Annotated in this window: 26 protein-coding genes; 11 read left to right on the top strand and 15 right to left on the bottom strand. The window is 72.0% G+C overall.

Annotated elements, in window-relative coordinates:
• The first annotated feature begins 18 nt into the window (after positions 1 to 18).
• On the top strand, positions 19 to 690 hold the full coding sequence (locus ACIP94_RS03955) for an antibiotic biosynthesis monooxygenase (protein ID WP_402419106.1): 672 nt from the start codon (positions 19 to 21) through the stop codon (positions 688 to 690).
• Between the two features lie 70 nt (positions 691 to 760).
• Here the strand turns inward: ACIP94_RS03955 and ACIP94_RS03950 are convergent, their stop codons facing one another.
• The 7 genes from ACIP94_RS03950 to fabG are packed head-to-tail and all read right to left on the bottom strand — an operon-like array spanning position 761 to position 7,756.
• Positions 761 to 2,032, bottom strand: a complete 1,272-nt coding sequence (locus ACIP94_RS03950; RefSeq protein ID WP_402419103.1) for an FAD-dependent monooxygenase — start codon at positions 2,030 to 2,032, stop codon at positions 761 to 763.
• On the bottom strand, positions 2,029 to 2,838 hold the full coding sequence (locus ACIP94_RS03945) for an SRPBCC family protein (RefSeq protein ID WP_402419100.1): 810 nt from the start codon (positions 2,836 to 2,838) through the stop codon (positions 2,029 to 2,031). The genes ACIP94_RS03950 and ACIP94_RS03945 overlap by 4 nt, the downstream gene beginning before the upstream one ends.
• Positions 2,828 to 3,877: an aldo/keto reductase gene (locus ACIP94_RS03940; protein ID WP_402419097.1), complete on the bottom strand. Its 1,050-nt coding sequence runs from the start codon at positions 3,875 to 3,877 to the stop codon at positions 2,828 to 2,830. Before ACIP94_RS03940 ends, ACIP94_RS03945 begins: the two co-directional genes overlap by 11 nt.
• Positions 3,878 to 3,894: 17 nt before the next feature.
• The gene (locus ACIP94_RS03935) at positions 3,895 to 4,470 is read right to left on the bottom strand and encodes an antibiotic biosynthesis monooxygenase family protein (protein ID WP_402419094.1); all 576 of its coding nucleotides are present in this window, start codon (positions 4,468 to 4,470) and stop codon (positions 3,895 to 3,897) included.
• A 19-nt stretch (positions 4,471 to 4,489) separates the two neighbouring features.
• Positions 4,490 to 5,989 carry a class I adenylate-forming enzyme family protein gene (locus tag ACIP94_RS03930; RefSeq protein WP_402419091.1) on the bottom strand — a complete coding sequence of 500 codons (1,500 nt, stop codon included), beginning with the start codon at positions 5,987 to 5,989 and terminating at the stop codon, positions 4,490 to 4,492.
• Positions 5,982 to 6,929 (bottom strand): aromatase/cyclase, encoded by a 948-nt coding sequence (locus ACIP94_RS03925; protein ID WP_402419088.1) that lies wholly within the window; start codon positions 6,927 to 6,929, stop codon positions 5,982 to 5,984. Before ACIP94_RS03925 ends, ACIP94_RS03930 begins: the two co-directional genes overlap by 8 nt.
• A gap of 35 nt (positions 6,930 to 6,964) precedes the next feature.
• Positions 6,965 to 7,756, bottom strand: coding sequence for a 3-oxoacyl-ACP reductase FabG (gene fabG / locus ACIP94_RS03920; protein ID WP_402419085.1), 792 nt, complete (start codon positions 7,754 to 7,756; stop codon positions 6,965 to 6,967).
• 191 nt (positions 7,757 to 7,947) lie between these two features.
• Between fabG and ACIP94_RS03915 the strand changes: the two genes are divergently transcribed.
• Entirely contained in the window at positions 7,948 to 8,388 is a 441-nt protein-coding gene (locus ACIP94_RS03915; protein WP_402419082.1) for a nuclear transport factor 2 family protein, read from the top strand.
• A 235-nt stretch (positions 8,389 to 8,623) separates the two neighbouring features.
• On the opposite strand, the gene ACIP94_RS03910 is transcribed toward ACIP94_RS03915, so the two are convergent.
• From ACIP94_RS03910 to ACIP94_RS03880, 7 genes are all read right to left on the bottom strand, one after another.
• Positions 8,624 to 8,887, bottom strand: coding sequence for an acyl carrier protein (locus ACIP94_RS03910; protein ID WP_402419077.1), 264 nt, complete (start codon positions 8,885 to 8,887; stop codon positions 8,624 to 8,626).
• A 9-nt stretch (positions 8,888 to 8,896) separates the two neighbouring features.
• On the bottom strand, positions 8,897 to 9,409 hold the full coding sequence (locus tag ACIP94_RS03905) for a transposase (RefSeq protein ID WP_402419074.1): 513 nt from the start codon (positions 9,407 to 9,409) through the stop codon (positions 8,897 to 8,899).
• A 41-nt stretch (positions 9,410 to 9,450) separates the two neighbouring features.
• Positions 9,451 to 10,686, bottom strand: a complete 1,236-nt coding sequence (locus ACIP94_RS03900) for a ketosynthase chain-length factor (protein WP_402419071.1) — start codon at positions 10,684 to 10,686, stop codon at positions 9,451 to 9,453.
• On the bottom strand, positions 10,683 to 11,957 hold the full coding sequence (locus tag ACIP94_RS03895) for a beta-ketoacyl-[acyl-carrier-protein] synthase family protein (protein ID WP_402419068.1): 1,275 nt from the start codon (positions 11,955 to 11,957) through the stop codon (positions 10,683 to 10,685). Before ACIP94_RS03895 ends, ACIP94_RS03900 begins: the two co-directional genes overlap by 4 nt.
• A 60-nt stretch (positions 11,958 to 12,017) precedes the next feature.
• On the bottom strand, positions 12,018 to 12,803 hold the full coding sequence (locus tag ACIP94_RS03890; protein WP_402419066.1) for a thioesterase II family protein: 786 nt from the start codon (positions 12,801 to 12,803) through the stop codon (positions 12,018 to 12,020).
• 20 nt (positions 12,804 to 12,823) lie between these two features.
• A complete protein-coding gene (locus tag ACIP94_RS03885; protein ID WP_402419064.1) occupies positions 12,824 to 13,594 on the bottom strand; it encodes a cyclase family protein in 771 nt (256 codons plus the stop codon).
• Positions 13,595 to 13,739: 145 nt separating this feature from the next.
• Entirely contained in the window at positions 13,740 to 14,558 is an 819-nt protein-coding gene (locus ACIP94_RS03880) for a BTAD domain-containing putative transcriptional regulator (protein WP_402419061.1), read from the bottom strand.
• A gap of 289 nt (positions 14,559 to 14,847) precedes the next feature.
• On the opposite strand from ACIP94_RS03880, the gene ACIP94_RS03875 reads away from it, so the two are divergent.
• The 5 genes from ACIP94_RS03875 (at position 14,848) to ACIP94_RS03855 (ending at position 21,021) form a co-directional block, all read left to right on the top strand.
• Entirely contained in the window at positions 14,848 to 14,997 is a 150-nt protein-coding gene (locus ACIP94_RS03875) for a hypothetical protein (RefSeq protein WP_402419058.1), read from the top strand.
• Entirely contained in the window at positions 14,997 to 17,297 is a 2,301-nt protein-coding gene (locus ACIP94_RS03870; RefSeq protein ID WP_402419055.1) for a TOMM precursor leader peptide-binding protein, read from the top strand. The genes ACIP94_RS03875 and ACIP94_RS03870 overlap by 1 nt, the downstream gene beginning before the upstream one ends.
• Before the next feature lie 47 nt (positions 17,298 to 17,344).
• Positions 17,345 to 17,998, top strand: coding sequence for a hypothetical protein (locus ACIP94_RS03865; RefSeq protein WP_402419052.1), 654 nt, complete (start codon positions 17,345 to 17,347; stop codon positions 17,996 to 17,998).
• 80 nt (positions 17,999 to 18,078) lie between these two features.
• Positions 18,079 to 20,448 carry a sensor histidine kinase gene (locus ACIP94_RS03860; RefSeq protein ID WP_402420374.1) on the top strand — a complete coding sequence of 790 codons (2,370 nt, stop codon included), beginning with the start codon at positions 18,079 to 18,081 and terminating at the stop codon, positions 20,446 to 20,448.
• A 21-nt stretch (positions 20,449 to 20,469) separates the two neighbouring features.
• The gene (locus tag ACIP94_RS03855; RefSeq protein WP_402419049.1) at positions 20,470 to 21,021 is read left to right on the top strand and encodes a hypothetical protein; all 552 of its coding nucleotides are present in this window, start codon (positions 20,470 to 20,472) and stop codon (positions 21,019 to 21,021) included.
• 131 nt (positions 21,022 to 21,152) lie between these two features.
• On the opposite strand, the gene ACIP94_RS03850 is transcribed toward ACIP94_RS03855, so the two are convergent.
• Positions 21,153 to 21,758, bottom strand: coding sequence for a DNA-binding response regulator (locus tag ACIP94_RS03850; protein ID WP_402420372.1), 606 nt, complete (start codon positions 21,756 to 21,758; stop codon positions 21,153 to 21,155).
• Positions 21,759 to 22,005: 247 nt separating this feature from the next.
• On the opposite strand from ACIP94_RS03850, the gene ACIP94_RS03845 reads away from it, so the two are divergent.
• The 4 genes from ACIP94_RS03845 (at position 22,006) to ACIP94_RS03830 (ending at position 26,739) form a co-directional block, all read left to right on the top strand.
• Positions 22,006 to 22,299 (top strand): DUF6059 family protein, encoded by a 294-nt coding sequence (locus tag ACIP94_RS03845; protein WP_402419046.1) that lies wholly within the window; start codon positions 22,006 to 22,008, stop codon positions 22,297 to 22,299.
• A gap of 116 nt (positions 22,300 to 22,415) precedes the next feature.
• Positions 22,416 to 24,152, top strand: a complete 1,737-nt coding sequence (locus ACIP94_RS03840; protein ID WP_402419043.1) for a fatty acyl-AMP ligase — start codon at positions 22,416 to 22,418, stop codon at positions 24,150 to 24,152.
• Complete coding sequence (locus ACIP94_RS03835; protein ID WP_402419040.1) at positions 24,149 to 25,915, top strand: acyl-CoA dehydrogenase; 1,767 nt, start codon at positions 24,149 to 24,151, stop codon at positions 25,913 to 25,915. The genes ACIP94_RS03840 and ACIP94_RS03835 overlap by 4 nt, the downstream gene beginning before the upstream one ends.
• A 71-nt stretch (positions 25,916 to 25,986) precedes the next feature.
• On the top strand, positions 25,987 to 26,739 hold the full coding sequence (locus ACIP94_RS03830) for a 4'-phosphopantetheinyl transferase family protein (RefSeq protein WP_402419037.1): 753 nt from the start codon (positions 25,987 to 25,989) through the stop codon (positions 26,737 to 26,739).
• The last annotated feature ends 191 nt before the right edge of the window (positions 26,740 to 26,930 follow it).

Genomic DNA, 26,930 nt, shown 5'->3' with positions numbered 1-26,930 from the left:
ACTGGAAGGTACAGACACATGACCGCCAACGCTCCTGTCGTCGCCGTCGCCCACTTCGTGCTCAAGGACAAGCACAAGGAGAAGGGCGCCGAGTTCGAGAAGGCGTACCAGACCTACAAGGAGGCCGTCTCACAGCGCGACGGCCTGCTGCGCACCGCGCTGCTGCGCGGCATCTCCTCGCCCGACTCCTTCGTCATCCTGACCTGGTGGCGTGACGCGGAGACGCACCGCACGGTCGTCGGCGACTGGCAGTTCTTCACCGCCGTCAGCAGCCGGTTCGTCCACCTGGCGTCGATCACCAGCGTGCACGGCCCGGTGCTGGCCGGCGAGCGTGCCGCGGACGGCGTGGGCGAGATGCAGGCCCCGGCGGCCGACGCCGCGGTCGCGCTGACGACGTTCACCCTGCGCGAGGGCGCCGACCAGCAGGCCTTCGAGGAAGCCTTCCTCGGGCACGTCTCCTTCGTGAAGGCCAACGAGGGCTTCCTCGCCCACCAGCTGGTCCACTCCGACCGCGAGACCGGCTCCTACGTCAACGTCGGCTGGTGGACCGGGCCGGAGGCCTACGCGCCGGTCCTGAAGAGCCCCGAGATGGCCGCCGACGCGCAGCGCATGGCCGCGCACGCGGAGGTGCAGGGCGGACTGTACGCCGTGGTCGTCGACACGGCCCGCGAGCGGACGCTGGTCGCGTAACGAAGCAGAACATGCGAGAGGGGGGGGGGGGGGGCCCGGCCCCCCCCCCCCCCCCTCTCGCATGTTCCGGCTACAGCACGAACAACTCCTCCGCGACCCGGATCGACGGATTGCCGTACGCGATGGTGCGCAGGATCCTCCGGTACAGCGGCGTGTGGCGGACCACCGCTGCCAGGCGGGGCCTCACCTTGGTGGCGAACGTGCCCGTAGACAGCATTGCCTTGCTCTGGATGCCCTGCAGTCGCATCATCGCCGCGATGTCGGGCGCCCGCAGCCGCTCGAAACGGGACAGGAACTCCACGCCGGCGTCCTCGCGGCGCACCGACTCGACCAGCAGCGGGTGAAGCACCACGGCGTCCTGCACGGCCAGGTTGATGCCCTGCGCGCCGATCGGGCTGTGGGTGTGCGCGGCGTCCCCGATCAGCACCAGGCCGTCCACGGCCCAGCGCTCGGCGCGCCCCGAGAACACGTCGAGCAGGCTGAGGTCGCGCAGCGAGGTGATCTGGTCGTCGATGAGCGTGGCGTAAGCGGGCACGGCCCGCGCCAGCTGGGCCTTGATGTGCCCGAGGCCCCCCTGGGCGACTTTCCGGTAGCCCTTGTGCGGCAGCGTCCAGCCGACCTGCACGTTGTCCGGCCACGACCCGTAGACCAGGACCGGGCTGGTGCCCGCGCCCCGGAACACCCGTACGTCCCGGCCGCCCTCGCTCCGCTCGCCGCGCAGCTTGAACCAGAGCACGTCCTGGTCGAACGCCTCGGTCCGGCCCGCCTCGATCCCGGCAAGCCGCCGCACCTTGGAGAACCGCCCGTCGGCGCCGACCACCACCTTCGCATGGAAGGCGTGGTCGTCAGCGGTCACCCCGGTCACCCGCCCGCCGTCGTCACGCAGCAGCCCGCCGACGCGGCAGCCTTCGACATGGCGGAAACCGCTGAACCGGCCGCAGTGCAGCAGGAGTTCGCCCAGCAGATGGGACTGGGGGATGGACAGCAGATGGTTGTACGGGGCGGGCAGCGACCGGTAGTCGATGTCGAGCAGCACCCGGTCCTGCTCGACGAGACGGAACCGGGAGTGCTCGTGACAGCCGCGCGCCCGCGCGTCCTCCAGCACGCCCAGCTGGTCCAGGATCCTCATCGCCCCGGGCTGCAGGATCTCTCCGCGGAACTCCCGCTGGTGCGAACGCGACCGCTCCACCACGCTGACCCGCAGTCCCGACCGCAGCAGCAGCAGAGCCAGGGTGAGCCCGGCCGGCCCGGCGCCGACGATGCACACGTCCGACTCGACGACCTCGGTGTTCTCGGTGTTCTCGGCGTTTTCGGTGTTCTCGACGTCCGGCGCCTCGCTCATCGGGCACCTGCCAGGGCGAGCGCGTCGCGCACCTCGGTCTCGGCCAGCCGCCGCGCCCGGTCGTGCTCGCGCGGGGTGACGGCCAGCACATCGGCCGTCACCCGCACGCCGCCCGCCTCCTCGGCCAGCCGCCACCGCGTCCGGTACAGCTCCGTGGGTGAGGGCGGCGACAGCCGCTTCTGCACGAGGACGTCGCCACCGTGCGCGATCTGCACCGTCGGCCCGGCGTCCGTCTCGCCGAACCAGGCGTCCCCCTCGCCCGCGGGCAGCGCGGCCAGCAGCCGGCCGCGCACCTCGGCGAGGGACCCCGGCACCGGCGCCGAGTCCGAGACCCGGATGACGGCCGTGGTCAGAGCGGTGGCGCTCTCCGTCTGCGACTTGAGCGTCCGCATCTGGAGGGCGCCGTGCCGGTCGAGTTCGCCGGCCGTGAGGGCCGGGTCGGCGTCCGTGGTGAACCAGTGTCCGGACTCCACCCGGCAGCCGCCGTCCTCGCGCGGCAGGAAGTCCCAGGTGCCGCCGAGTTCCTTGATCGGACCGACCGAGCCCCGCTGCACGAACACCATGCGGCGGGCCTCCGGGTCGAGGGTGCGCCGCGACGTCCAGACGCGCAGCCCCCCTTCGGGCCGAACGGCCCAGAACTTCACCTCGTCGTCGGGACCCTCCTGGCCGAGGACCTCGGTGTGCGCGATCCACGGGTACAGCACCGGCCAGTCCGCGACGCCGGTCAGCGCCCGGTAGACGGCGTCGGCGGGGGCGTCGATGTCGACCTCGGCGCGGGTGCGGTGGACCTGGCGGTCAGCGGCCATGGTCATGGCGTTCCTCTCGGCTCACAGGGGATGGAGAAGCCTTGGCGCGGAGCATGCGGCTCAGCGTGAGGGCGGGGTCGCGGACCACGACCTGGGCGAGCGCCGCGTCCACGCGATGCAGCAGCTCCGGGTCGAGGGCGGTGTCCAGAGCCGCGAGATTGCGGGCGATCTGGTGGGGCGCGGAGGCGCCGATGACGGCCGTGGCGACCGACTCGCCGCGCAGCGTCCAGGCCAGTGCGAGCTGCGGCAGCGTGAGCCCCGCCTGTTCGGCGAGCTCCCCGGCGCGGGCGACGGCGGTCAGCACCTCCTCCGACAGGAAGTTCCAGCGCTGGAGGGAGACATCGCCGCCGCGCGCGGCCACCGCACGCGAACCGGCCGGCGGGCGGTGCCCCGGCCGGTACTTGCCGGTGAGTACGCCCCCGGCCAGCGGGGACCAGACCATCTGGCCGATGCCGAGGGCGGTGCACGCGGGCAGCACCTCGGTCTCGATCACCCGCCACAGCAGGTTGTACTGCGGCTGGTTGGCCACGAGCGGCACGCCCAGCTCACGTGCGAGCGCGGTGGCCTCCTCGATCTCGTCGGCGGCCCACTCGGAGACGCCGACGTAGCGGACCTTCCCGGCGCGCACGGCGTCGGCGAAGGCCCGCATGGTCTCCTCCAGCGGGGTCGAGTCGTCGTACAGATGGGCCTGGTACAGGTCGATGTGCCCGGTGCCGAGGCGGCGAAGCGACGCGTCCAGGCTCGCGGTGATCCGTGCGCGCGAGAGCGCGCCGGGACCGGGCCCGCCGCCCCTGCCCACTTTGGTGCAGACGACGACGGAGTCCCGGTCCACGCCGGCGAGAGCCCGGCCGAGCACGTCCTCGGCCCGGCCGTCCGCGTAGGCGTCCGCGGTGTCGAAGGTGGTGATGCCGGCGTCCAGGGCGGCGCGTACACAGGCGAGCGCGTCGTCGTCGGCGAGCTGGTTGCCCGCGGTCAGCGAGTTCCCGAACGCGACGCGGCTGACCACCGGCCCGTTCGCGCCGAGTCGGCGGTAGTGCATGCGGTCCTCCCCTCCGCTCAGGCCCCGGCGGGCGCGAGCTCCGCGCGGGTGCCGGCGATCGGGCGGGCGGGCTCGGCGCGCTCCACGATCGTGGCGCGGGCGGCGTCCGCCTGCGCGGCCGAGCGCCAGCGCGACAGGGCCGTGTAGCCGCCGGGGCGGGCGAACAGGGACTTGGCCAGGTCGACGGAGACGAGCCCGTCCGCGTCGGCGTAGCGGCCGTAGAGCGCGGCGATGTCGTCGCCCTCCCCGGCGGTGACGTACTCCACGACCAGGTGGTCGTCCTCCTGCGCGGCCGTGCCGTCCAGGCGCAGCACGCCGAAGGACGGGTCGGCGGTCACGTCCACGATTCTGTGGAACTCCTCGGCGTGCGCCTTGAAGGTGTCACTGGCGAGCACGGCCTGGAAGTCCTCCGGCCGCTGCCACCAGCCGAAGTTGACGTAGACCCCGGGCTGTTCGAGGGAGCGCACCGCCTGGTGCGCGACGAATCCGGGCCGGGCCCTCATCCACTCCACGTGGCTGAGGAAGCGGACCTCGAAGTCCGCCGCGTCCGCCGCGTCCTTGAGGGTGAAGGTGTTGATGACGGTGAAGTGCATGGGTGTTTCCTCCGCGGAGTCAGGCGGGTTGGTGTTGCGTCAGGTGTGCTGCCAGCAGGCGTCGCTGGACCTTTCCGTTGCCGGAGCGCGGGATGGTGTCGAGCGTCACCGCGTCCCGGATGTGCTGGTAGTACGGCAGTTGGTCGTTGACCGCGGCGACGATGTCCTCGAGCGCCGGTCCCAGGGCGTCCTTCAGCACGACCAGAGCCCCGGCCACCGCGCCGTGGCCGGCGTCCGGCAGCTCGACGACCACGGCGTCCGCGACCCTCGGGTCGCGTAGCAGGATCCGCTCCACGTCGGACGGCGCGACCAGGAAGTTGTCGCACTTGAAGACGTCCTTGAGCCGGTCCACGAGAAACAGCCGGCCGTCCTCGTCCACCCGGCCCACATCCCCGGTGCTCAGCCAGCCGTCCGGTTCCAGACCGGTGCCGTCGGGCCCGCCGAGGTAGCCCCGCATCACCTGTGGGCCGCGTACCTGGACCTCACCGGCCGTCCCGGCGGGAAGCACCGCCCGCGTGTCGATGTCCACGACCCGGCACTCCGTACCGGCGACGGGCGTGCCGACCGACCCGTGCACCGGGTTGTCGGGGTCGTCGCTGTGGGTCAGCGGAGACGTCTCGGCCAGCCCGTACCCCTGCAGCACGGGGACCGAGAACCGCTTCGTCAGACGGTGTGCCGCCGTCGCCGGCAGCCCCGAACCGCCGGACGCGATCCGCTTGAGCGTGCGCACCGGCATGCTGTCCAGGTCCGGGTCGGCCGCGAGCCGCGCCAGCCGCACCGGCAGGCTGTAGTAGATCGTCGCGCCGTGCCGATCGGCGGCCATCAGCGCCGCATACGGCTCCGGCGCGGCGCACAGCACCTGCGTGGCCCCGGCGGCGATCGCCGAGTTGAGGTGCATCGGGTGGTACGTCGGCAGGTGGTTGAGGGCGACGGTGTCCCCGTCGAGGAGGTGGGCGTGCGCGACCTGGGCCGCGTTGACCACGACATTGCGGTGGCTGAGCCGGACCGCCTTGGGCCGGCCCGTGGTGCCGCTGGTGAACTGCAGCACGGCGATGTCCTCGGCGCCGGTGCCTGGGTCGGCCAGGGCGCCCGTGCCCTCGGGAAGCTCGCCGATCCCGATCACCTCGCGCAGCGCGGGCAGCCTGTCCCGCACATGTCCCAGCCGCTCCTGAAGGGCCGTGTCCACGACGGCGAGCGTGGCCCCGCTCAGGGACAGCACGTGCAGCAGGTCCTCCTCGCGCAGCAGCGGATTGACCACGGCCGCGGTACGGCCCGCTCGCGCGGCGGCGTAGTAGGCGACGGCGAAGTCCGGGTGCAGCACGGACGCCACCGCGACCACGTCGCCCGCGCCGGTCATCTCCCGCATCGCCGCCGCCACGGAGCTGACCCGGGCGTCGAGCGTGGCGTAGTCCAGTTCGGTGTCGCCCGCGATGACCGCCCGGCGCTCCGGGTGCGCGGCGGCGGCACGGGAGAGCAACTCGTCCAGCCGCTCGGGCACGGAGAACGGCGACTCAGCCATGGAGCGCCTCCGCGTGCGCCTTGGCCAGCCTGAGGGTGTTGGTGCTGTTGGTGCTCAGCGCCTTGTGCACATACGCGCGGGCGTCGGCGACCGTCTTGCCCGCGCCGAGGATCGGCTCCACGGCGGACGGCTTGAGGGTGACCGTGTGGACGGAGGTGACGGCGACCCCGCCCTCGACGGGACGGATCGTCCAGCTGCCGGTGTGCGCGGTCATCAGGCCGGGCACGGTGGTCTGCTTGTAGACGATGCGGTCCGGGGCGAAGACCACACGCACCGATTCGGTGGTGTGGGTGGAGCCGTCACGGGCGCTGGTGTCCATCGCCATGAGCTGCACGCCCGGCTCGTCCTCGGTCAGGTCCAGGCGCGCCACGTGCGGCAGCCGCTCGGGCCACAGGTCGGCCCGGTTCAGGAAGTCGAAGACGTCGGCGCCGTCCGCGGCCATCTCCACGGTGTCCTCGAAGGAGAACACCAGCTCGTCCAGCTCGCGGTGGCTCTCGGCGAGTTCCTTGATGTTGTCCAGTTCGGCGGCACTGTTGCGGTCGACGGCCGAGGTGATCCACTCGACGCCGGCCGGGTCGTCGTCGACGGCCGCGAAGTCGTGGTGGAGTTCGAGCAGCGAGGAGTTCTCGTCGACGGGCGAGACCACCCAGGCGCCGCCCATCGCGGCCACCGGAGGCGCCGAGACCTCCTGCCGGAAGTCGACGCGCAGCCCCGCCGCGTCCAGGGTGCGGCGCGAAATCCAGCTCTTGACCTCGCCGTTCGAGAGCGCCCAGATCTTGATCCGCTCGCTTGCCTCGCCCTTCTCCAGGTGCTCGACGTGGGCGTTCGGGGCGAAGTACTGGGGCCACTTGGTGACATCGGCGACGATGCCGTAGACGACCTCGGCGGGCGCGGCGACGGCGACGCTGTGCAGGGTGCGGTGGGGCGTGGTCACGGACACGGGTGACTTCCTTTGCTGAAAAGGGCGTGGAGGGATCAGAAGTTGCCGAGGCCGCCGCAGACGTTGAGGGCCTGCGAGGTGATCGACGCGGCGGTGTCGGAGGCCAGGTAGCCGACCAGACCGGCCACCTCCTCGGGCGTGGAGTAGCGGCCGAGCGGGATCTTCGCCTGGAACTTCTGCAGGATGGCGTCCTCGGAGGTGTCGTACGCGGTGGCGTACCCGGCCCGCACGCGCTGCGCCATCGGTGTCTCGACGTAGCCGGGGCAGACCGCGTTGACGGTGATCCCGGTCGGCGCGAGCTCGTTGCCCAGCGCCTTGGTGAAGCCGACCACACCGTGCTTGGAGGCGGAGTAGGGGGCGCCGAGGACCACGCCCTGCTTGCCCGCGGTGGAGGCGATGTTGATGATCCGGCCCCAGCCGCGCTCGCGCATGCCGCCCTGGTTCAGGACCTCGCGGGTGGTGAGGAAGACGGAGTTGAGGTTGGTCGCGATGACGTCGTTCCACAGCTCGTCCGTGATGTCGGCGGTGACACCGCCGCCGCTGCGGCCGGCGTTGTTGACCAGCACGTCGACCCGGCCGTACGCGGCCACGGCGGCACCCACCAGCGCCGTCACCGACTCGGGGTCACGCACGTCGGCGACGGTCCCGTCGGCCTCGTACCCCTCCTCACGCAGCTGCTTCAGAGTCAGCCGCACGGAGTCCTCGGTGCGGGCACAGATGAACACGGCGTACCCGGCCTCGGCCAGGGTGCGGGCGGCTGCCAGGCCGATGCCGCTGGTGGCGCCGGTGATCAGCGCGGCCTTGCGGTCCTTGGGCTGCTGAGCCATGGGGTAACTCCTCGGACGTTCGATGTCGGTGCGGCCAAAGTGCCGAGCCCCGCTCGAACCGGTGTCGAGCACCGGTGGATGACCGCCGCTCCAGAACTGCCCGACCGCCCTTCGAGCCGCGACGCCGAGGGTGGACGGCGCCAGGAGGCCCGCACCGGGACCACCCAGGACCACCGCAGGAGAGGACCCGTATGACCGTCACCGAGCTGCCGCAGACCACCACGGCCGGGCTGTACCAGGAGATCCAGCAGTTCTACGCCCAGCAGATGCACCTGCTCGACGACGGCCGGGTCGAGGAGTGGGCCCGGACCTTCACCGAGGACGGCGTCTTCGCGGCCAACGCCCAGCCCGTCCCGGCCGTCGGCCGAGCCGCCATCACCAAGGCCGCCGCCGACGCCACCGCGGCCTACGCGGCGGCCGGCGTCCAGCGCCGCCACTGGCTCGGCATGGTCTCGGTCGAGTCCGCCACCGAGCAGGCCGTCACCGCCCGCTGCTACGCCCTGGTCATCGAGACCCCGCGCGGTGGCCGTCCCGAGATCAAGGCCAGCACCCTGTGCGAGGACCGCATCGTGCGCCAGGACGGCACCTGGCAGATCGAGGACCGTCGCATCACCCGCGACGACCTGATCTGACGGGACCACCTGAACCGAAACGGGCCCTCGGCCATCGGGCCGAAGCCCTTTCCAGACCCTCCTCATCGGGCCGGCTCCCCCTCGTGCCGGCCCACCACGTCAGTGCCCGCACGCGAAATCCCCCCGGCGTGCGGGCACTGTCGTGTGCGCCGCGCCAAACGGGACCCGGAACACGCCGAAGGCCGCCGCACCCGCGAGGGTGGGCGGCCTTCGGCGTGCGGGCCGGACGTGCGGCTCAGGCGGCCTGCGTGGCCGGTACCGCGTTCAGCTGGTGGTTGATGAACTCCAGCAGCAGCCGTGGCGTGGTGGCCTCGGCGACCGTGTCGTCGGAGAGCTGGATGTCGTAGTCGCGCTCGATGACACCCGTCACCTGGAGCACGGCGAGCGAGTCGTAGCCGAGCTCGTCGAAGGGGACGTCGAGGACGTCGCCGTCCAGGTCGACGCCCTCGTCGACACCGGCACAGTCGCGCAGCAGCGTGGTCAGTTCCTTGAGGTTCATGTAAGTCACCTATCTGATCGATGAGTTGTGGGGAACAGGAGTCGAGAGGCCGAGGTGTGCCCCGTATCGAGGCGGTGCGCCGGACAGGCCCCGGCACGAGGAGCCTGTGTGGGGACGAGCGGCCCCGGGGCCGCTCGTGCGGATCACCGGGAACGTCCGAGGCCTGGGTTGCGAAGCCCCCTTTTCGGGCCCCGGCGGCGTGCTGGTGGGCGCGGACGATGGTGGAGTCGACCGACACCAGCCAGCCGATGTCGCCGACCGCGTCCGCCCGCGCGCCTGGGCGGCCATGAGCATCCGCTCGAAGGTGCCGCCTGCCGCCCACCGGCGGAAGCGGGTGTACAGCGTGGCCCACGGCCCGTATCGCTCGGGCACATCCCGCCGGGCCGTCCCGGTCCGGAAGTTCCACACGATTCCGTCGAGGACCCTTCGGTCGTCCAACCGCTCCCGTCCCCGCGAGGACGAGGGCGGCGGCGGCCTGACGAACTCCCCCTCGGCCTCGGGCGGTTCATGGCGACGTGTCATCCAACCGTGATCCACTGTCCGGGATCATGTGAAGACACGGCCTAGTCGTCGGCGGTGACCACGGCCGCGGCGTTGAAGCCGCCCCGGCCGCGGGCGAGGATGAGCGCGGCACGGACGGGTCCGCGCCGGGCCTCGGTGACCAGGTCCAGTGCGTACCCGTCGGCCGGCGCCGTGACGTTCACCGTCGGCGGGATCACCGCGTCCCGCACGGACAGCAGCGCCGCCGCCAAGTCGAGCGAGGCACCGCCGGCGCCCAGCCGCCCCGTCATGGTCTTGGGCGCGGTCACCGGCACTCCGCGCGGGCCGAACAGCGCGGTGAGGGCCTCGGCCTCCTGCCGGTCGAGCTCCGGCACGCCGGCCGCGTCGGCGAACACCACGTCGATCGCGGAGGGCACCAACGAGGCCTCTCCCAGAGCGAGTTCGGCGGCACGGCGCAGACCCGGCTCCCCGCCCAGGCCGGGGGCCGGGTCGAAGGTCGCCGCGTAACCGGCGAGCCGCCCGTACACACGCGCCCCGCGGGCCCGAGCCGCCTCCGCGTCCTCCAGGACGAGGATCGCGCCGCCCTCGCCGGCGACATGGCCGGAGGCGTTCGCGCTGAAGGGCACATACGCCCGCGCGGGGTCATCGACCGAGGTCATCCGGCCGCCCGCGAGCTGCGCCGTCCAGCCCCAGGGGCAGATCGCGCCGTCCACCCCGCCCGTGACGATCAGCGAGCTGCCCTTGCGCAGCTGCCGCCGTGCCTGCGCCACCGCGTCCAGACCTCCGGCCTGCTCGGTGACGAGGACCCCGCTGGGCCCCTTCATCCCGTGCCGGATGGAGATCTGGCCGGTGTTGACGGCGTAGAACCACGCGTACGACTGGTACGCGCTGACGTAGTGGCCGCCCTTGCTCCACAACGCCTGCAGTTCGCGCTGGCCGTACTCGAACCCGCCGGCCGAGGCGGCGGTCACCACGCCGGCCGAGTACGGCGGCAGTTCGGCCGGATCGGCGCCGCTGTTCTCGATGGCCTCCTTGGCCGCGGTCAGCGCCAGCCGGGTCATGTGGTCGGTGGCCGGCATCAGCCGGTTGGGAATGTGCTCGGCCGGATCGAAGCCCGGCACCTCACCGGCCAGGGTCGACGGGTAGCCGCTCGCATCGAAACGGGCGACCGGACGGATGCCGCTCTCGCCGGCCAGGGTTGCCCGCCACCAGGCCTCGGTGCCCAGGCCGTTGGGGGCGGCGACACCGATGCCGGTGAAGACGGCGGTCGTCGTACGGGTCAGGAGTTCGGTGGTCATGCGGCGCTGCTCCTCCGCTCGGGCTTGGTGAGCACGATCGCGCTCTGGAAGCCGCCGAAGCCGCTGCCCACGCTGAGCACGGTGTCGACCTTCTTCTCGCGCGCCTTGATCGGCGTGTAGTCGAGGTCGCACTTCGGGTCGGCCTCGTGCAGGTTGGCGGTGGGCGGCACGGTGTCGTGCTCGATGGCGAGAGCGGAGGCGGCGATCTCCAGCGAACCGATGGCGCCCAGCGAGTGCCCGATCATCGACTTGATCGACGACACGGGCGTGTCATAGGCGTGCTCGCCCAGGCTGCGCTTGAACGCGGCCGTCTCGTGCCGGTCGTTCTGCAGCGTGCCCGAGCCGTGTGCGTTGATGTAGTCGACGTCGGTGCCGGGGATGCCCGCCTCCGCGAGGGCGACCGTGATGGCTTCCGCCATCTCGGCTCCGTCGGCCCGAAGCCCCGTCATGTGGTAGGCGTTGGAACGCGAGGCGAACCCGGCGACCTCGGCGTAGACGTGCGCGCCACGGGCGAGGGCCCGGTCGTACTCCTCCAGCACGAACACGGCGGAGCCCTCGCCGAGAACGAAGCCGTTGCGCGACTTGTCGAAGGGCCGGGAGGCGGTCTCCGGCTCGTCGTTGCGGTTGGAGGTGGCCTTGATGGCGTCGAAGCAGGCCACCGAGATCGGCGAGATCGGCGCCTCGGTGGCGCCGGCGATCATCACGTCGGCGCTGCCTTCGCGGATCAGCTCCACGGCGTGCCCGACCGAGTCGAGGCCGGAGGTGCAGCCCGTGGAGACCACGGCGGTGGGGCCCTGGGCACCGAACTCCCAGGCCACCTCCGCGGCGAACGAGCTCGGCACGAAGTACTCGTACAGGTGTGGAACGGCCCGCTCGTGGTCGACGAGCCAGCCGGCACCGTTGTCGCTGACCGCGGCGTACTCGTAGTCCAGGCCGGTGGTGGCGCCGACCGCGCTGCCGATGGTGACACCGGTGCGGAACGGGTCCAGGCTTTCGGTGTCCACCCCGCTGTCGGCGACCGCCTCGCGTGCGGCGACCAGCGCGAACTGGGCGGCCCGGTCGAGCCGTTGGCCCTGCTCCTCGGTCAGCCCCTCGAGGACCGGGTCGAAGTCGACCTCGGCGGCGATGCGGGACCGGAAGGCCGAGGCGTCGAAGAGCGAGATCGCCCGGGTCGCGGTGCGGCCCTCGGTCAGCAGGGACCAGTACTCCTTGGTGCCTACGCCCCCGGGGGCGACCACACCGATTCCGGTAATGACGACGCGGCGGCTCATCGGGCCTCCTCGGTTCGCGGGTCGCGGGGGTTCGCCCCGGGAGAATGCAGCACGGCTGCGTCACCTCTCTGATCGGTCAGCTGTTGAGACGAGTCTCGGCGCGGTCTCTCGATCCGCGCTCGACTCGCCTTGGAACGGCTCCCGCAGTTCCTCGGCCACCTCACGCAGCAGCCGCGGCACGGACCGTTCCCGTACGAAGAAGTGGCCGCCCGCCAGGGTCTGGAGCCGGAACCCGGCATCCGTGTAGTCCGCCCACTCGGCCATGTCCGCCAGCGGTGAGATCGGGTCGTCCCGCCCGGCGAGCGCGATCAGCGGAGTGCGCAGCCGCGCCCCCGCCCCCCACTGGCACAGCGACTCGCCGAGCCGCAGATCGTCCCGCAGGGCCGGCACCACCCGGCGCTGCCACAGCGCGGTGTCGCGGCCCGCGGCCTCCTCGGGTATCGCGTCCAGGTCGACCAGGAGTTCAAGCAGCTGCTGGTCGGTCAGACCGATGCTGCGCAGCAGGAGATTGCGCAGGTGCGGCGGCGGCACGGCCCCGATGATGACCCGCGCGGGCGGGTGCAGCCCGTCCTCCTGCAGAGCGAGGGTCAGCGCGTGCGCGACGAGACCGCCGAGGCTGTGTCCGTAGAGCAGATACGGCCGGTCCAGCAGCGGCAGGATCAGGTCCCGCAGTTCCGCCATGAGTTCGACGGCATCCGTGATCCGGGGTTCCCTGGAGCGTGGTCCGCGTCCGGGCAGCAGCACCGGCACCACCTCGGCGGCGTCGCCGAGGTCCCGCTGCCAGCGGGCGAAGGAGGACACGCCGGCACCCGCATGGTGGAAGCAGAACAACCAGGGTGCCGCCATCTCCGTACTCGTGCGGAGCCTCATTCCCCGATCAGGGCCACGGCCCGGGTCCAGCCCGCTCCCGCACCTGCGATCTTCACCGGGAAGCAGGACACCTCGAAACCGCACACGGGCAGGGTGTCGAGCTGGGCGAGCCGTTCCACCTGGCAGTACTCGCGGCGTCTGCCCGCGAAGTGCGCCGGCCACAGCACCGAGGGCTCACCGGTCTCCTGGAAGGCGCGGATCATGTGTCCGAAGGGGGCGTCCAGGCTCCAGGCGTCGGTGCCGATGACGCGTACGCCGAGGTCCAGGAGATGGTCGGTGGCCGGTCCGTCGAGTCCGGCGAAGTCGGTGAAGTACCGCGGGGTGCCGGCGTACCGGGAGGCGCCCGTGTGCAGCAGCACGATGTCCAGCGGCTGCGGCACGTACCCCGCTTCGGCGATCGCCTTCTCGAGCCGGTCGACGCCGATCACACCGGTGCCGACGTCGCTGACGTCGAGGACCACGGCCGGGCGCAGGAACCAGTCGAGCGGCATCTCGTCGATGTTTCGCGGACGCCCGTAGGAGCCGGTCGAGCCGTAGTGCGAGGGCGCGTCCACATGGGTGCCGGTGTGGCTGGTCAAGGTGAGCGTGTCCAGCGAGAGCAGTTCACCGCCCGGCAGATCGGCGGGGTCGAAGTCGAGGCCGAAGTGCTCCTTCATCTCCGCCGCCATGTGCCGGGCTCCCTCGGCCGGCGTCATGATCTCGTGGACGATCGGGTCCGGCTCCCACCCCGACGCGTCCACGGCGGACGACAGGTCGATGACTCGCAAGGTGAACCCCCAGGTTCGATAGGAGAGCTACGGGGGGCACCGTGCGACCGCGCGCTGGAGGACCGGTCGAGCCCGGCACGCGCCGGGCCCCCCTTCCTCGGGGAAGGGCGGGGCCCGACAGGGCGCCGGACGGCCGGGTGAGCGCTCAGGCGGCGAACAGGTCCAGGGTGCGGCGCCCCGCGGACGTCGCCGCGTCCAGGGACGGGTCCCCGGCGAGCACCGCGTGGTGGAGCTGCCGCAGCCGTGCGGAAGGGTCCAGGCCCAGTTCGTCGGCGAGGCCCCGGCGCAGGTTCTGGTAGACGTCCAGGGCCTGCCACTGCCGTCCCGAGCGGTACAGCGCCACCATGCACTGGGCGTGCAGCCCCTCGTGCAACGGGTGACGTGCCGTCAGGGAGGTGAGCTCCGCGAGCAGTTGCATATGGCGTCCCAGACGCAGGTCGCAGTCGATGCGCTGTTCCAGCACCTCCAGCCGGCTCTCCTCCAGCCGCACCAGCTCGATCTCCAGAAGCGGGCCGAGGCGCACGTCGACCAGGGCAGGCCCGCGCCACATGGCGAGCGCCTCGCGGTACAGCGCCGCGGCCGTGATGTCGTCGCCCCGGTCCGCCTCGGCACGGGCGGTGGCCACCAGCCGGTCGTACTCGTGTACATCGACCGCGCCCGGCTGCACCTCGAGCAGGTAGCCGCCGTGCCTGGTGACCAGCACGTCCCGGGCTTCGTAGGGGCTGTCGGGGCCGAGCGCCTTACCGATCAGGCGGCGCAGCTGCAGGATGTAGGTCTGCAGCGTGGTCAGGGCGCTGCGAGGCATGTCGGTGCCCCAGATCTCCTCCATCAGGGTCGGCACGGGCACGACCTGGTTCGCGTACACGGACAGCAGGGCCAGGATCTGCCGGGGCTTGCCGGCGCTCGGGACGATCGATGTGCCGCCCGTTTCGGCCATGAGTGGGCCGAGCACCTTGATCTCCATCGTGGGTACCTCCGGGGTTGGGTCCGCCGGACCTCCCCGTCGTATCGGGCCCGGCTGCAACACCTTCCGAAGCTCTCATCGAACCTGGTCGGCGGCCAGTGCGAGGCTCCTCAACCCGGCATGTGGCTTTCCCTGTGACGGATGTGAAACTTTCATGCGCATCGCGTGACCGTGGCACTGGGGAGTGCCGGGTTCCGGCGGCAGGGTTCTCCATGACGGCACGACCGGAAACCGAGTGCCGACGGGGGATTCCCCCCAACGTCAGCTCACTGACCAAGGGATGGATGTCATGCAGGGGAACACGATTGTTGCGGGTGTCGGACAGGACGATCTGGTCATCGAGGAGTTCGGGGCCTTCCCGGCATTCCAACTCCGCCAGAGCTTCTGCATCATGAGCGAGCTGCCTGGCGCAACTGACGCCGCCGCGTACAACGCCTGATGAGAGCTGCCGGGACCGCTGCCCCCCTGGTGGGGTTCAAGCCGCATCTGCAGGTCGAGCAGGTGCCCGGTGAAGCGGTGTACCTGATCTTCGACCAGCGGGTGACCGCCTTGCACGGTGAGCAGATCGCCCGGCTCGCGCCCCTCCTGGACGGCACCCGTCCGCTGGAGCGGATCGCCCGCGACGCCGCGGGCGCTCTGCCTGACGGGCAGGCCGCCCACCTCCTGAGCCGTCTGGACGGAGCGGGGCTGCTTGCAGCCCGTGACCGGGTGCCGGCACCCGGGGAGGCCGCCGAGCAGGCGTTCTGGGAGGCGGCCGGGCTCGACGGCGCTTCGGCGGCGTCCGGCCGTGCCACCGGAACCGTCCGTGCGGTCTCGGTCGGCAGCGTGGACGTGAGGGAGTTGGCAGCCGCCCTGCGGGTGGCCGGTCTGACCGTCCTGGACGCCGATACGCGGGGTCAGACGGCGGAGGACACGCTCACGGTCGTCGCCTGTGACGACTACCTCGACCCCGCGCTCGCCGTGGTGGACGCGGAGCACCGTGCCGCCGGCCGCCGCTGGCTGCCGGTGCGGACCGAGGGCACCGAGCAATGGGTCGGTCCGTTCTTCGGCGACCCGGAGGGCCCCTGCTGGGCCTGCCTGGCCGAACGGCTGTGGCGCACCCGCTCGGTGGAGGCCCACATCCAGCGCATGCTGGGCCGCTCGGGCCCGGTGCCCCGGCCCTCCTGCGCCCTGCCCGCCGCCCGTCTGGCCGCACTCCAGACGGCGGCGCTGGAGGCCGCCAAGTGGCTCTCCGGATTCCGTCATTCGAGTCAACTGGCCCTGCGCACCCTGGACGGGCTCGGCCTGGGCGCCGGACTCCACCCGGTCCGCCGCCGTCCACAGTGCGTGACCTGCGGCGAGCCCGGCATGGCCGCCGCCCAGGTGCAGGCTCCAGTCGTGCTGAACTCCCGTATCAAGCACGACACCGGGGGCGGAGGTCACCGCAGTCTCACGCCCCGGCAGCTCCTGGACCGCTACGGCCACCACATCGACTCGGTGACCGGACTGGTCCGCGAGATCCGCCGCGACATGCGGGGGCCCGAGTTCTTCCACTCCTACGGTGCCGGCACGAACCCGGCAGCGGGCTCCCACGGGCTCGGCGCCATTCGCAACGGGCTGCGCAGCACCTGCGGTGGCAAGGGCACCTCCGCGCTGCAGGCCGAGGTCGGCGCGTTCGCTGAAGCCCTCGAGCGGCACTGCGGCCATTTCGAGGGCGGCGAGTCGGTGGTGACCGGCAGCTACCGCGGCCTCGCCCCCGCCGCCGTGCACCCGGACGCGGTCCAGCTCTACGACCCGCGGCAGTTCGCGGACCGAGCGGACTGGAATGCCCGGCACGGCTCCTTCCAGTACGTCTGCCACCCCTTCGACGAGGATGCCGAGATCGGCTGGACCCCGGTGTGGTCCGTGACCGAGGAGCGCCACAAGCTGCTTCCCTCGACGCTGCTCTACTACGGCGTCGCGCAGCCGCAGGACAGGGTCTTCTGCCTGGCCAACTCGAACGGCACGGCCGCGGGCGGCACTCTGGAGGACGCCGTGCTCCAGGGCTTCCTGGAACTGGTCGAGCGTGACGCGCTCGCCCTGTGGTGGTACAACCGCACTCGCCACCCCGGGGTGGACCTGGACGCCTTCGACGACCCGTGGATCACCGAACTGCGCCGCGTACACGCCTCGTTGGACCGCGAGGTGTGGGTGCTCGACATCACGGCGGATCTCGGCATCCCGGTGATGGTCGCACTCTCGCGGCGCACCGACCGGAGTCCGGACGAGGCCGAGCAGATCATGCTCGGCTTCGGCGCTCACCTCGACCCGCACGTGGCCCTGCGCCGCGCCCTGACCGAGCTCAACCAGATGATGCCGCATGTGGTCGAGGGGGTCCCGAAGTCCGAGAAGACCGCTGCCGACGACCCCGACGTCACCCATTGGCTGCGCACCGCCACCACGGCCGCCCACCCGTACCTGCTGCCTGACGGCTCGACCCCCACCGGGCCCGGCACGCACGCGTACACCCCGCGCGACGATCTGCGCGAGGACATCGAGGCCGCCGTAGCGCTGTTGCGCGAGCACGGAATGGAACTCCTCGTGCTGGACCAGACCCGTCCCGACGTGGGCCTGCCCGTGGTCCGGGTCGTCGTGCCGGGCCTGCGCCCGCACTGGGCCCGGTTCGCCGCGGGCCGCCTCTTCGACGTGCCGGTCAAGCTCGGCAGACGTGCCGAACCGACCCGGTTCGAGGACCTCAACCCCGTACCGCTGTTCCTGTAGTCCCATCACCACCCCATCCCCCCACACCACACGCGGAAGGACCTCCTATGCGCATCGACCGGCTCGCGGCCCCCGAACTCTCGGAGCTGTGGTCGCTGCGCGAGGACGTCACGATCCGGTTCGACGGCGACGGCGCACTGCTGCGCACGCCGTGGGGCCGACGTGTCGTCCCGCGGCCCGCACCCACTGTCCGCGAGGCGCTGCGCCGGATGCTCCTCGGCCCGATCTCCCTCGCCAACGTGATTCCCGGATTCCCCGGATACGAGGTGCCCGAGGAGCACTGGGACGACGCGTCCCGGAGTCTCCTCGCCGTCCTCGACGTGCACCAGGACGTGGTCGTACGGCACTTGGCGGTCGGCGCGGCTCTGTGTCTGAGCGTGGTGCCTGTGGAGCCCGGGGCCGGCTTCCGCCCGACGGCCGTCGAGCCGGACGGCCGGGCGCGGCTGCGGGACGACGTCCTGGTCCGGCGCGAGGGGCGCACCACGGTCCTGCACTCCCCGAGGCTGCACCACCACCTCGAACTGCACGGCCCCGAGGCCGACCGCCTCCTGGACCGGCTGCGTGGCCACGACGAGGGTGCCCCGGCACATCCCCCGCCCGCTGTCGCACGCGCCGCACGCTGCTACGCGGCCGCCGCCGGACTGCTCGCCGAACGCGTCGCACCGGGCGGCGAAATCACAGGGACCGTCAGGGGCTACTGACCGGAGACGAAGATTCCTTATGATTTCGGGCTGGGACTGTGCTGTGACCAAGCGCTGTGGACCATGGGGGGATTTTGAGCATGTTCAGAGACGGCTACGCGGACGGGGAACCCGTCCCGGTCGGCAGTCAGGAACTGCCGCCGCGTAAGGCGATAGCCATCACGGCGGTGGTTCTCGTCGGGTTCTTCGTCATCGACGGCTCGTACGTCTGGGCGGAGGACCCACCCACGTGGCAGCTGGCCGCCGCCCTTCTGGGCTTCGTCTTGATCCTTGTTCTCCAGCTCGGGCACTCCTTCGCGAGGCTGTTTCCCCATCTGACTCGTTATCGGTACGCGACCTGGCTCCTGCAGGGCCTGCTTGCTTATCTGCCGATGATGCAGTTCGGCGTGGCCTGGTGTGGCATGACGGTGTTTCTCACGGCCTCGGCGGTGCTGGTGTTCCCGGCCGCGGTCGGCTGGCTGCTGTTCGGCCTGTGCGTGGCCGGGGACTTCGTGCTCTTCAAGCACTTCGGGCTCAACTGGTTCGACACCGTTTACGGCGTGGTGGAGGCGGTGCTGATCCCGCTCGTCGTGATCGGTCTGTCGCGGATGTCGAGCATGATCGTGCAGTTGCACCGCTCTCGTGCCGAACTGGCCCACTTGGCCGTCGACGGTGAGCGACTGCGTTTTGCGCGGGATCTGCACGATGTGCTCGGTTACAGCCTCTCGGCCGTTTCCCTCAAGTGTGAACTGGCCTACCGCTTGCTGACGGATGCCCCGTCCAAGGCGCGGGAGGAGCTGGTCGAGGTGCTCGGCACCTCCCGGAAGGCTCTGGCTGATGTGCGGTCGGTCAGCAGGGGGTACCGGGAGATGTCGCTCTCCGGTGAGGCGGACGCGGCCGTGTCGATGCTGGCCGCGGCAGGAATCAGGGCCGATGTGCGCTACGACTGCGGGCAGTTGCCGGGTCCGGTGGACACCGCCCTCGCGGCGGTGTTGCGCGAGGGACTGACGAACATGCTGCGGCACAGCAAGGCCGAGCACTGTGTGATCAGGGCCGAAGTCCAGGACGCCACCGTACGCCTCAGCCTCGCCAATGACGGTGTCGGGCGCACATCCCGGACCGCCCGCTCGGTCGCCGACGGGGGACTCGCCGTGCTACAGCGACAGATCGGCGCGTTCGGCGGCACTCTTCGCCACCTGCCGGATGCCGACGCCTGGTTCCGCGTCGAGGCCGTGGTCCCGCTGAGCGAGCCGGCCCGGGCCGCGTCCGCTTCCCGATCAGCCAGACGCGTCGCGCCCGACGGCGATGCCGCGGCCGGGCAGGTCTGTGAGTCCCGGCAGGCGGACATGGTGCCGAGGGCCGCCGCGGCAATCGCCTTCGCGGTGCTCGTCGGTTACTTCGTGGCCATGTCCGTCAAAGCCCTCCCCTACGAGCCCGGGCCCGCGCGGTTCGCGGCGGTGGAAGTCTGGTTCCTGGGCGCTCTCGGGCTTCAGCTGGCTCAGTCGTTCCACTGGCGTCTGCCCTGGTCGGCGTGGTGGGCAGGGACGCCAGGGTGCGTCGCGCTAGGACTGCAGGTGGTGTTGCAGTTCGTTCCGTTCCTGCTGTTCGGAAAAGACTGGCTGGGGCTGTCCGGCTTCGTGGCGGGCTCCGCTCTTCTCGTGCTGCCCGCTGCCGCCGCCTGGCCGGTGTTCGCCGCCGTGATTGCGAGCGACACGGTCGCGCTGTATGCGGTGGGCACCGTCACGCAGGAGATCATCTACGACTCCGCGTATGACGTGATCTGTGCCCTGGTCGTCTTCGGTCTGACCCGCATGGCTCAGCTCGCCAACGAACTGCACTGGTCGCGCGCCGAGATCGCCCGGCTCGCTGTGATCACCGAGAGGCTCCGTTTCGCGCGTGATCTGCACGATCTGCTGGGCTTCAGTCTTTCCGCGATCACCCTCAAGTGCGAGCTGGTGCGCAGGCTGGCCGAGGACAAGCCGGTGCAGGCGCAGGAGGAGCTGACCGAGGTGCTCCGGATCACGCGGCAGGCGCTGGCCGACGTACGGAGCGTGGCGGGCGGCACGCATCGGATGAGCCTGAGCGCGGAGGCGGAGAGCGCGACCGCCATGCTCGCCGGTGTGGGGATAGCGGCGAGCGTGCGGCTGGAGTGTGGGGAACTGCCCGCAGACGTCGACACCGTGCTGGCCACGCTGCTGCGCGAGGGGTTGACCAACGTGCTGCGGCACAGCAAGGCGAAACAGTGCACGATCACCGCCGAGCGGGCGGGCGACGCGGTGCGTCTGCAACTGGTCAACGACGGCGTTGACGGCACCGACACCTCCGTACTCGACTCCAGCGGCGGCGGCAGCGGCATCGGGAATCTGCACACCCGCGTCGCGGCCGTCGGCGGCCACCTCACTGCCGGCGCGTGTGCCGACGGCTGGTTCGAGCTGTCCGCCGAGGTCGGACTGGAGCCGGCGGCGGCCTAGGGCACGCGCCGTGACGGGGGAATGGTGAGCACACTCGCGGCCGACCGCGCGGACGCGGAGTCCGCGTCGGTCGGCAGTCGGGAACTGCTGCCGCGTAAGGCGTGCGAGCTGGTGCGCAGGCCGGCCGAGGACAAGCCGGTGCAGGCGCAGGAGGAGCTGACCGAGGTGCTCCGGATCACGCGGCAGGCGCTGGCCGACGTACGGAGGGTGGCGGGCGGCACGCACCGGATGAGCCTGAGCGCGGAGGCGGAGAGCGCGACCGCCATGCTCGCCGGTGTGGGCATCCGGGCCCAGGTCCGGCTCGACTGCGGGGAACTGCCCCGTGACGTCGACTCCGTCCTCGCGACCCTGCTGCGCGAGGGGCGGACCAACGTGCTGCGGCACAGCAAGGCGAAACAGTGCACGATCACCGCCGAGCGGGCGGGCGACGCGGTGCGTCTGCAACTGGTCAACGACGGTGTGGACGGCACCGACACGACCATCCTCGACTCCGGTGACGGCGGCAGCGGCATCCGCAACCTGTCGACGCGTGTGACGGCGGCAGCGGCATCCGCAACCCGTCGACGCGTGTGACGGCGGTCGGCGGCCGTCTTACGGCGGGAGCACGCACGGACGGCTGGTTCGAACTGGCGGCAGAAGTGGCGCTGGAGCCGGCGGGATAGCGACGCGGAAGGGCGCCGGACCCACCAGCGCCTTCACGGCGTCTACAGCCAGCCCGCCTCCCGGGCGATGCGGATCGCGTCCACGCGGTTGCGGGCGTTGAGCTTGGTGACGGCGGACGTCAGATAGTTGCGCACGGTGCCCGAGGACAGGTGGAGCCGGGCGGCGATGTGCGTCGGTTCGTGGCCCTCGGCGGCCAGATGCAGCACCTCCTGCTCACGCTCGGTGAGCGGTGAGGGTCCGGAGTCGAGGGTGGCGAGGGCCAGTTGGGGGTCGATGACCCGCTGACCCGAGGCGACCTTGCGGATCGCGTCGCACAGCGCGTCCGGGTCGGAGTCCTTCGGCAGGAAACCCGAGACGTGCGCGGCCAGTGCCCGTCTCAGGTTGCCGGGTCTGCCGAGGCTGGTCAGGATCAGCGTCCGGCATTCCGGAAGGCTGGTGTGCAGGTCGGCCGCCGCGGTGATGCCGTCCGTGCCGGGCAGGTCGATGTCCAGAATGGCGACATCAGGACGCAAGGCCACCGCGGTGGGCACGATGTCGGCACCCGAGGACAGCTCCGCCACGATCTCCAGGCCCGGCTCCAGCTGGATCAGCTGCACCAGCGCCTTGCGCAGCATGTGCATGTCCTCGGCTATCAGAACCCGTACCACATTCTCCCCCGTCGAGCCCACGTCACAAAGCGGTCTCGGCCATTATGCAGGAGGGCAGTGGCCAGAGCCGGTGGCGTGAAGTCGATCCGACCCGCGCGGGCCCGCCCCCGGGCACTCCACCGAAACTCCAGAATTCCTCCAGTACACCTTTCCATCCTCCCTTCGCCCCACTGCCGGACGGCATCGGGGCGAAGGGAGACAGGACCGGAGATGAACTCACCCCGCGGCTTGAAAGATGTGCTCTGACATGGCGAGGCCCAAGCGTCCCGGCCGCTGGCGCCGTCTGCTGGGACGCTGTCTGCGCCCGGTCGGTGAGGCGCTCATGATCCACGGCGGTGTCGACCTGTACCTCAAGGCGGCGGGCGGCCCCCGTGCCCGGCTGCATGGCCTCGACAACGGCTTCCGGCTCATGCTCGCCACCGACGCGGACGGCCCGCCGCCGGGCCATCCGGAGCGGCTGCGCCCCGATGTCCCGCTCACCGCACTGGAGTTGGCGCTGCTGCGGGACCTGCTGGACGGCGTACCGGGATTTCCCAGGTGAGCGGGGTGCCCGCAGACACAGTCGGTCTTCGAGTGTCCGTGTAGGGCGGACCCGCACAGTGGGATGGACCGACGTCCGTGCCGACGACGTCCGTGCCGAGCGGGGGAGTACGAGAGATGACAGCAGCGAGGAGCTTCACACACGCCCTGGTCGAGCGATTCGCCGAGCGCGCAGGTCACACCGCCCTGCTCTGCCTGGCGGAGACGGACGAGCCGGGCGGCGCCGTCGCCCACCCCTACCGGGAACTCGACGCCCGCGCCCGTACGGTGGCCGCCGCGCTGCACCGCCACCGCCTCACCGGCGCACCGGTGCTGGTCGCCACCGAGGGCGGCGTGCACACGGTGGCGGCGCTGCTCGGCTGCCTCTACGCGGGCGCCGTCGCCGTCCCGGTGCCCCCGCCGGACGGCTCGCGCGCCGCCGCCGAACGCACCGCCCTCATCGCCGCCGAGACCGGCGCCCCGCTGCTGCTCACCCACTCCACGTACGCCCCCGAGTTCTCGCGGAGGCTCGCCGACGCGGGCCGTCCGGCGGTGATGTGCCTGGCCGTCGACGGGCTTGTGGACGACGGCGACGCCGACGTGCCGCTCCCGTCCGTGGCAGGCAGCGACACCGCCCTCATCCAGTACACCTCCGGCACCACCGCCGCCCCGCGCGGCGTCCAGGTCACCCATGCCAACCTGCTCGCCACCATGGAGGACCTCCGTCGGGCTCTGCGCACCGACGCCGGCGCGCGCATCGGCGGCTGGTTGCCGCTCCATCACGACCTCGGTCTGGTGGGCCAGTTGCTGCACCCGCTGTGGCTGGGAGCGACCGCCGTGCTCATGCCCGGACGGCTGTTCGCCGCCCAGCCGCTGCGCTGGCTGCGTGAGGTCGCCCGGCACGGCGTCACCGTCACCGCCGCGCCCGACTCCGCCTACGACCGTTGCCTGGCCGCCGTCACCGACGCCGACCTCGCCGAGCTGGACCTCGGCCGGCTGGTCACCGCCGTCAACGCCGCCGAACCCGTCTCCGCCGTCACCCAGACCGCCTTCGCCCGGCGCTTCGCCGCCGCCGGTCTCACCCCGGGGGCCCTCGTCACCGGCTACGGTCTGGCAGAGGCGACCCTGCTCGTCACCGTCGGCGGCTCCGGTCCCGCCGCGACGATCACCGTCGGCGCCGGCGAACTGGAGCGCGGCCGGCTCTCTCCACCGGAGCCGGGCCGCCCGGTGCGCACGCTCGTCAGCTCCGGACGCCCGGCTTCCGTCACCGTCCGCATCGTCGACCCGGCCTCCGCCGAGATACTGCCGGGGGGCACGGTGGGGGAGATCTGGGTCCGCGGCGAGGCCGTCACCACGGGCTACTGGCACAGGCCGCTGGAGACCGCCGCCTCCTTCGGCGCCGTCACCGCGTGCGGCGAGAGCGGCTACCTGCGCACCGGCGACCTGGGTGCCCTGTACGACGGGGAGCTGTATGTGACGGGCCGTATCAAGGACGCCCTGCTGGTCGACGGCCGCACTCTGCATCCACAGGAGGCGGAGCGTCAACTGTCCCGCCGCGGCACTCCGTTCGGCTCGGCGGTGGTGCTGGCCGAGCCCGGCGGCCACGAGGAGATTGTCGCCATCCAGGAGGTGCACGGCGCCCTCTGGAGCCCGAGCCAGCTCGCCGGTCTCGCCGACCGCGTCCGTGACTGTCTGCACGGCGAGTTCGGCGCCGAGCCCGGCCGGGTCGTGCTGGTGCGCCCCGGCACCGTACGCCGCACCACCAGCGGCAAGGTCCGCCGCTCCCTCATGCGCGACCTGTATCTGCGCGGTGAACTCCGCCCCCTGTACGACCGGCCGGGCACCCCGGCCGCGGAAGAGGAGCTCAGCACATGACCACCCACGCGCCGACACGGACAGGGGCGTCCCCGGCACCCGTACCGCACGGTGAAGCCCGGGCTCCGGACTGCGTAGAGCGGCGCGCGGCCCGCCTGGAGCAGCGCTTCGGCGACCCGGGCGACCGCGCCAACCCGCTGGGGTTCCGTGCTCTGCTGACCGCCGACGAGGAGCGCGAACTGCTGCCCGCCGCCGAGGACGTGCTGGACGACGAGGGCTTCGGGGCCGAACTGGTGCCTGAGGCCCTCGGCGGGCGGCTGCACGACGCGGAGGGCCTCGCCCGGATGCTCCGCCCGGTCTTCCGCCGTGATGTCGCCCTCGGCTTCGGGTACGGCATCACCTCGCTGTTCGCCGCCGCCCCCGTCTTCGCCGCGGGTTCCGAGGACCAGCGCGCCCACACCGCCCGCCTGCTGGCCTCCGGCGGCCGGGCCGCCATCGTGCACCGCTCCCTCGCGCACGGCACCGCGATGCTCCGCGGCGAGGTCGAGGCCATGCCGTACGGCGTCGACGGCTATGTGCTGCGCGGCCGGAAGGACGTGGTGATCAACGCGGAACGGGCGGGTGCGGTCGTCGCCTACGTCCGCACCGACCCGGCCCCCGGCCCCGCCGCTCATTCGGTGTTCCTGCTCGACCCCGACCCGCTGCGCCGTGAAGGGCTACGGCTGCTGCCCCGGCGTCCCGCCACCGGCCTGCGCGGCTGCCGCTTCGCCGGATACGAGTTCGACGACTGCCGGATACCGGGCACCGCACTGGTCGGCGACGAGGGCACCGGCGTCCGGCTCGCGCTGCGCACCTTCCAGCTCAACCGCACGCTGATCACCGGAGCGGTGATCGCCTCCGTGGACACGGTGCTGCGGGCGGCCGTGCGCGCCGCGGGCACCCCAGGACGGCGCCAGCGCTCCGTCCTCGCCGGAGTGTTCGCCGATCTCCTGGCGGCCGACGGGTTCGCCACCGCCGTGCTGCGCGGCCTGTCCCTGCTGCCCACCAGCGCGCATCTGGCCGCCGCCGGGCTCAAGTACCTGGTTCCGGACCTGCTCCGGGACGACCTGGAGGAGCTGGCCACCGTGCTCGGGGCCGGCGGCTACAGCCGGGACACGGACCAGGGCATGCTCTCCAAGCTGCTGCGCGATCTGCCGGCCGCCGGCCTCGGCCACGCCGGCACCGCCTCCTGCCAGGCCGTCCTCGTCCCGCAGCTCCCCCTGCTGGCGCGCGGCTCGTGGGGCCGTGAATCGGCGCCCCCGCCCGCGCTGTTCCTCCCCGGTGCCACGGTCCCCGCCCTCGACATCTCCGCCCTCCAGGTGGCGGGCGGCGGCGACTTCCTCGTGGCGGCGCTCGACGCGGGCATCGCCCGCCTCACCGGACCGGGCGCGCCGGGCGACCCGTACGGCGATGTTCTGCGCACCATGGCCGGGGCCTTCCGCGGCGCCCTGCTCGACCTGAGGGAGAGCTGCCTGGCCGTGGAGCCCGGCGACCGGGCGGCGCTCTCCGGCTCCGCCCTGCCCGCGCTCGCGGACCGGCACGCGGTGTTGTGTGCCGCGGGCGCCGTCCTCGGCACCTGGGAGCACCACACCGAGGGCTTTCCGGCCGACCCGGCCTGGCCTGTGCTCGCCCTGCACCGGCTGGGCCGCCGCCTCGGCCTCACTCTGCCGTCCCTCCCCGCGGACTGCGTCGACCGTGTGGCCGAGGAGCTGCTGGCGCGCTTCGCCGCCGGCCGCGGGTTCGATCTCCACGACGCACCCCTGGCGGAAGCAGGTACCCCGTGAAAAGGACCGCCGTAGCCGAACCCCTCGCAATGCCGGGACCCGACGCCCCCTGGAGCCGGGTCAGACAGTCCATGGCCTGGCACGGACACGTGGTGGTGTACGCCGACTGGCACGACTGGCTGCCGGCCACCCTCGCCGATCCGCAGCTTCGCCTGCTGCTCGGCGCCCGGGACTGGCAGCGACTGCACGCCCTGGCCCAGCCGCAGGCACGGGACCGCTTCGCGGCCTCCCGGCTGCTGCTGAAGCACGCCGCGGGAGCCGCCCTGCAGACCACGCCCGACGCCGTGGAACTCGCCTCCAAGGCGGGCGGGCGCCCGTATCTGCGCGGCTGCGACCAGATCGAGGTGAGCCTGAGCCACACCGGGGATCTGCTGGTGGTGGGGCTCAACCGGCGCGGCCGGATCGGTGTCGACACCGAGCCGGCCGGGCGCCGCATCCAGTACTCGGCGGTGGAGCGGCACCTGTGCACCCCCGCCGAACGCCGCACGCTCGCCGGGCTGCCGCCCGAGGAGCAGCGCGAGGCCCTGCTGCGCACCTGGACGCTGAAGGAGGCCTACACCAAGGCGCTCGGACAGGGCATGCGGATGGGCTTCACCCAGTTCGGCTTCGACGCGGGGCACACCACCCTCCTCACCCCGCAGGGCGCTCCCGCCTCGCACGGCGAGTGGACCTTCGGCACCTTCGAACTGCCCGGCGGCTATCTGGCGGGCGTGGCCTGCCACGACGCGGGATACGGCGACGAGGGGGACACGGCGGTGTCGACCATGCTCGACGAGGGGTTCCTCGCGGAGGTGGTGGACCTGGTGGGCCGCGCGACGCAGTGACCGGCCGAGGCTTCACCGGGTTGTGCGCGGTGACAGGCCGGTGAGCGCGCCGAGTCGCCGGAACACACCGAAGGCCCCGCCGCCCGTCCTGGGGAAGGTCGGGAGGCGGGGCCTTCGGTCAAGCTCTTGGGTCCGTACCCGCGTGGCGAACGCAGGCCGCGTACGGACCCGGGTGCCGGGTGGGAGCGGAT

Origin of the sequence: Streptomyces sp. NPDC093261, assembly GCF_044753645.1 — a bacterium.
Lineage (GTDB): Bacteria > Actinomycetota > Actinomycetes > Streptomycetales > Streptomycetaceae > Streptomyces.
The sequence above is the reverse complement of the archived record's forward strand: the minus strand, read 5'-3'. Positions and strand labels throughout refer to the sequence as shown.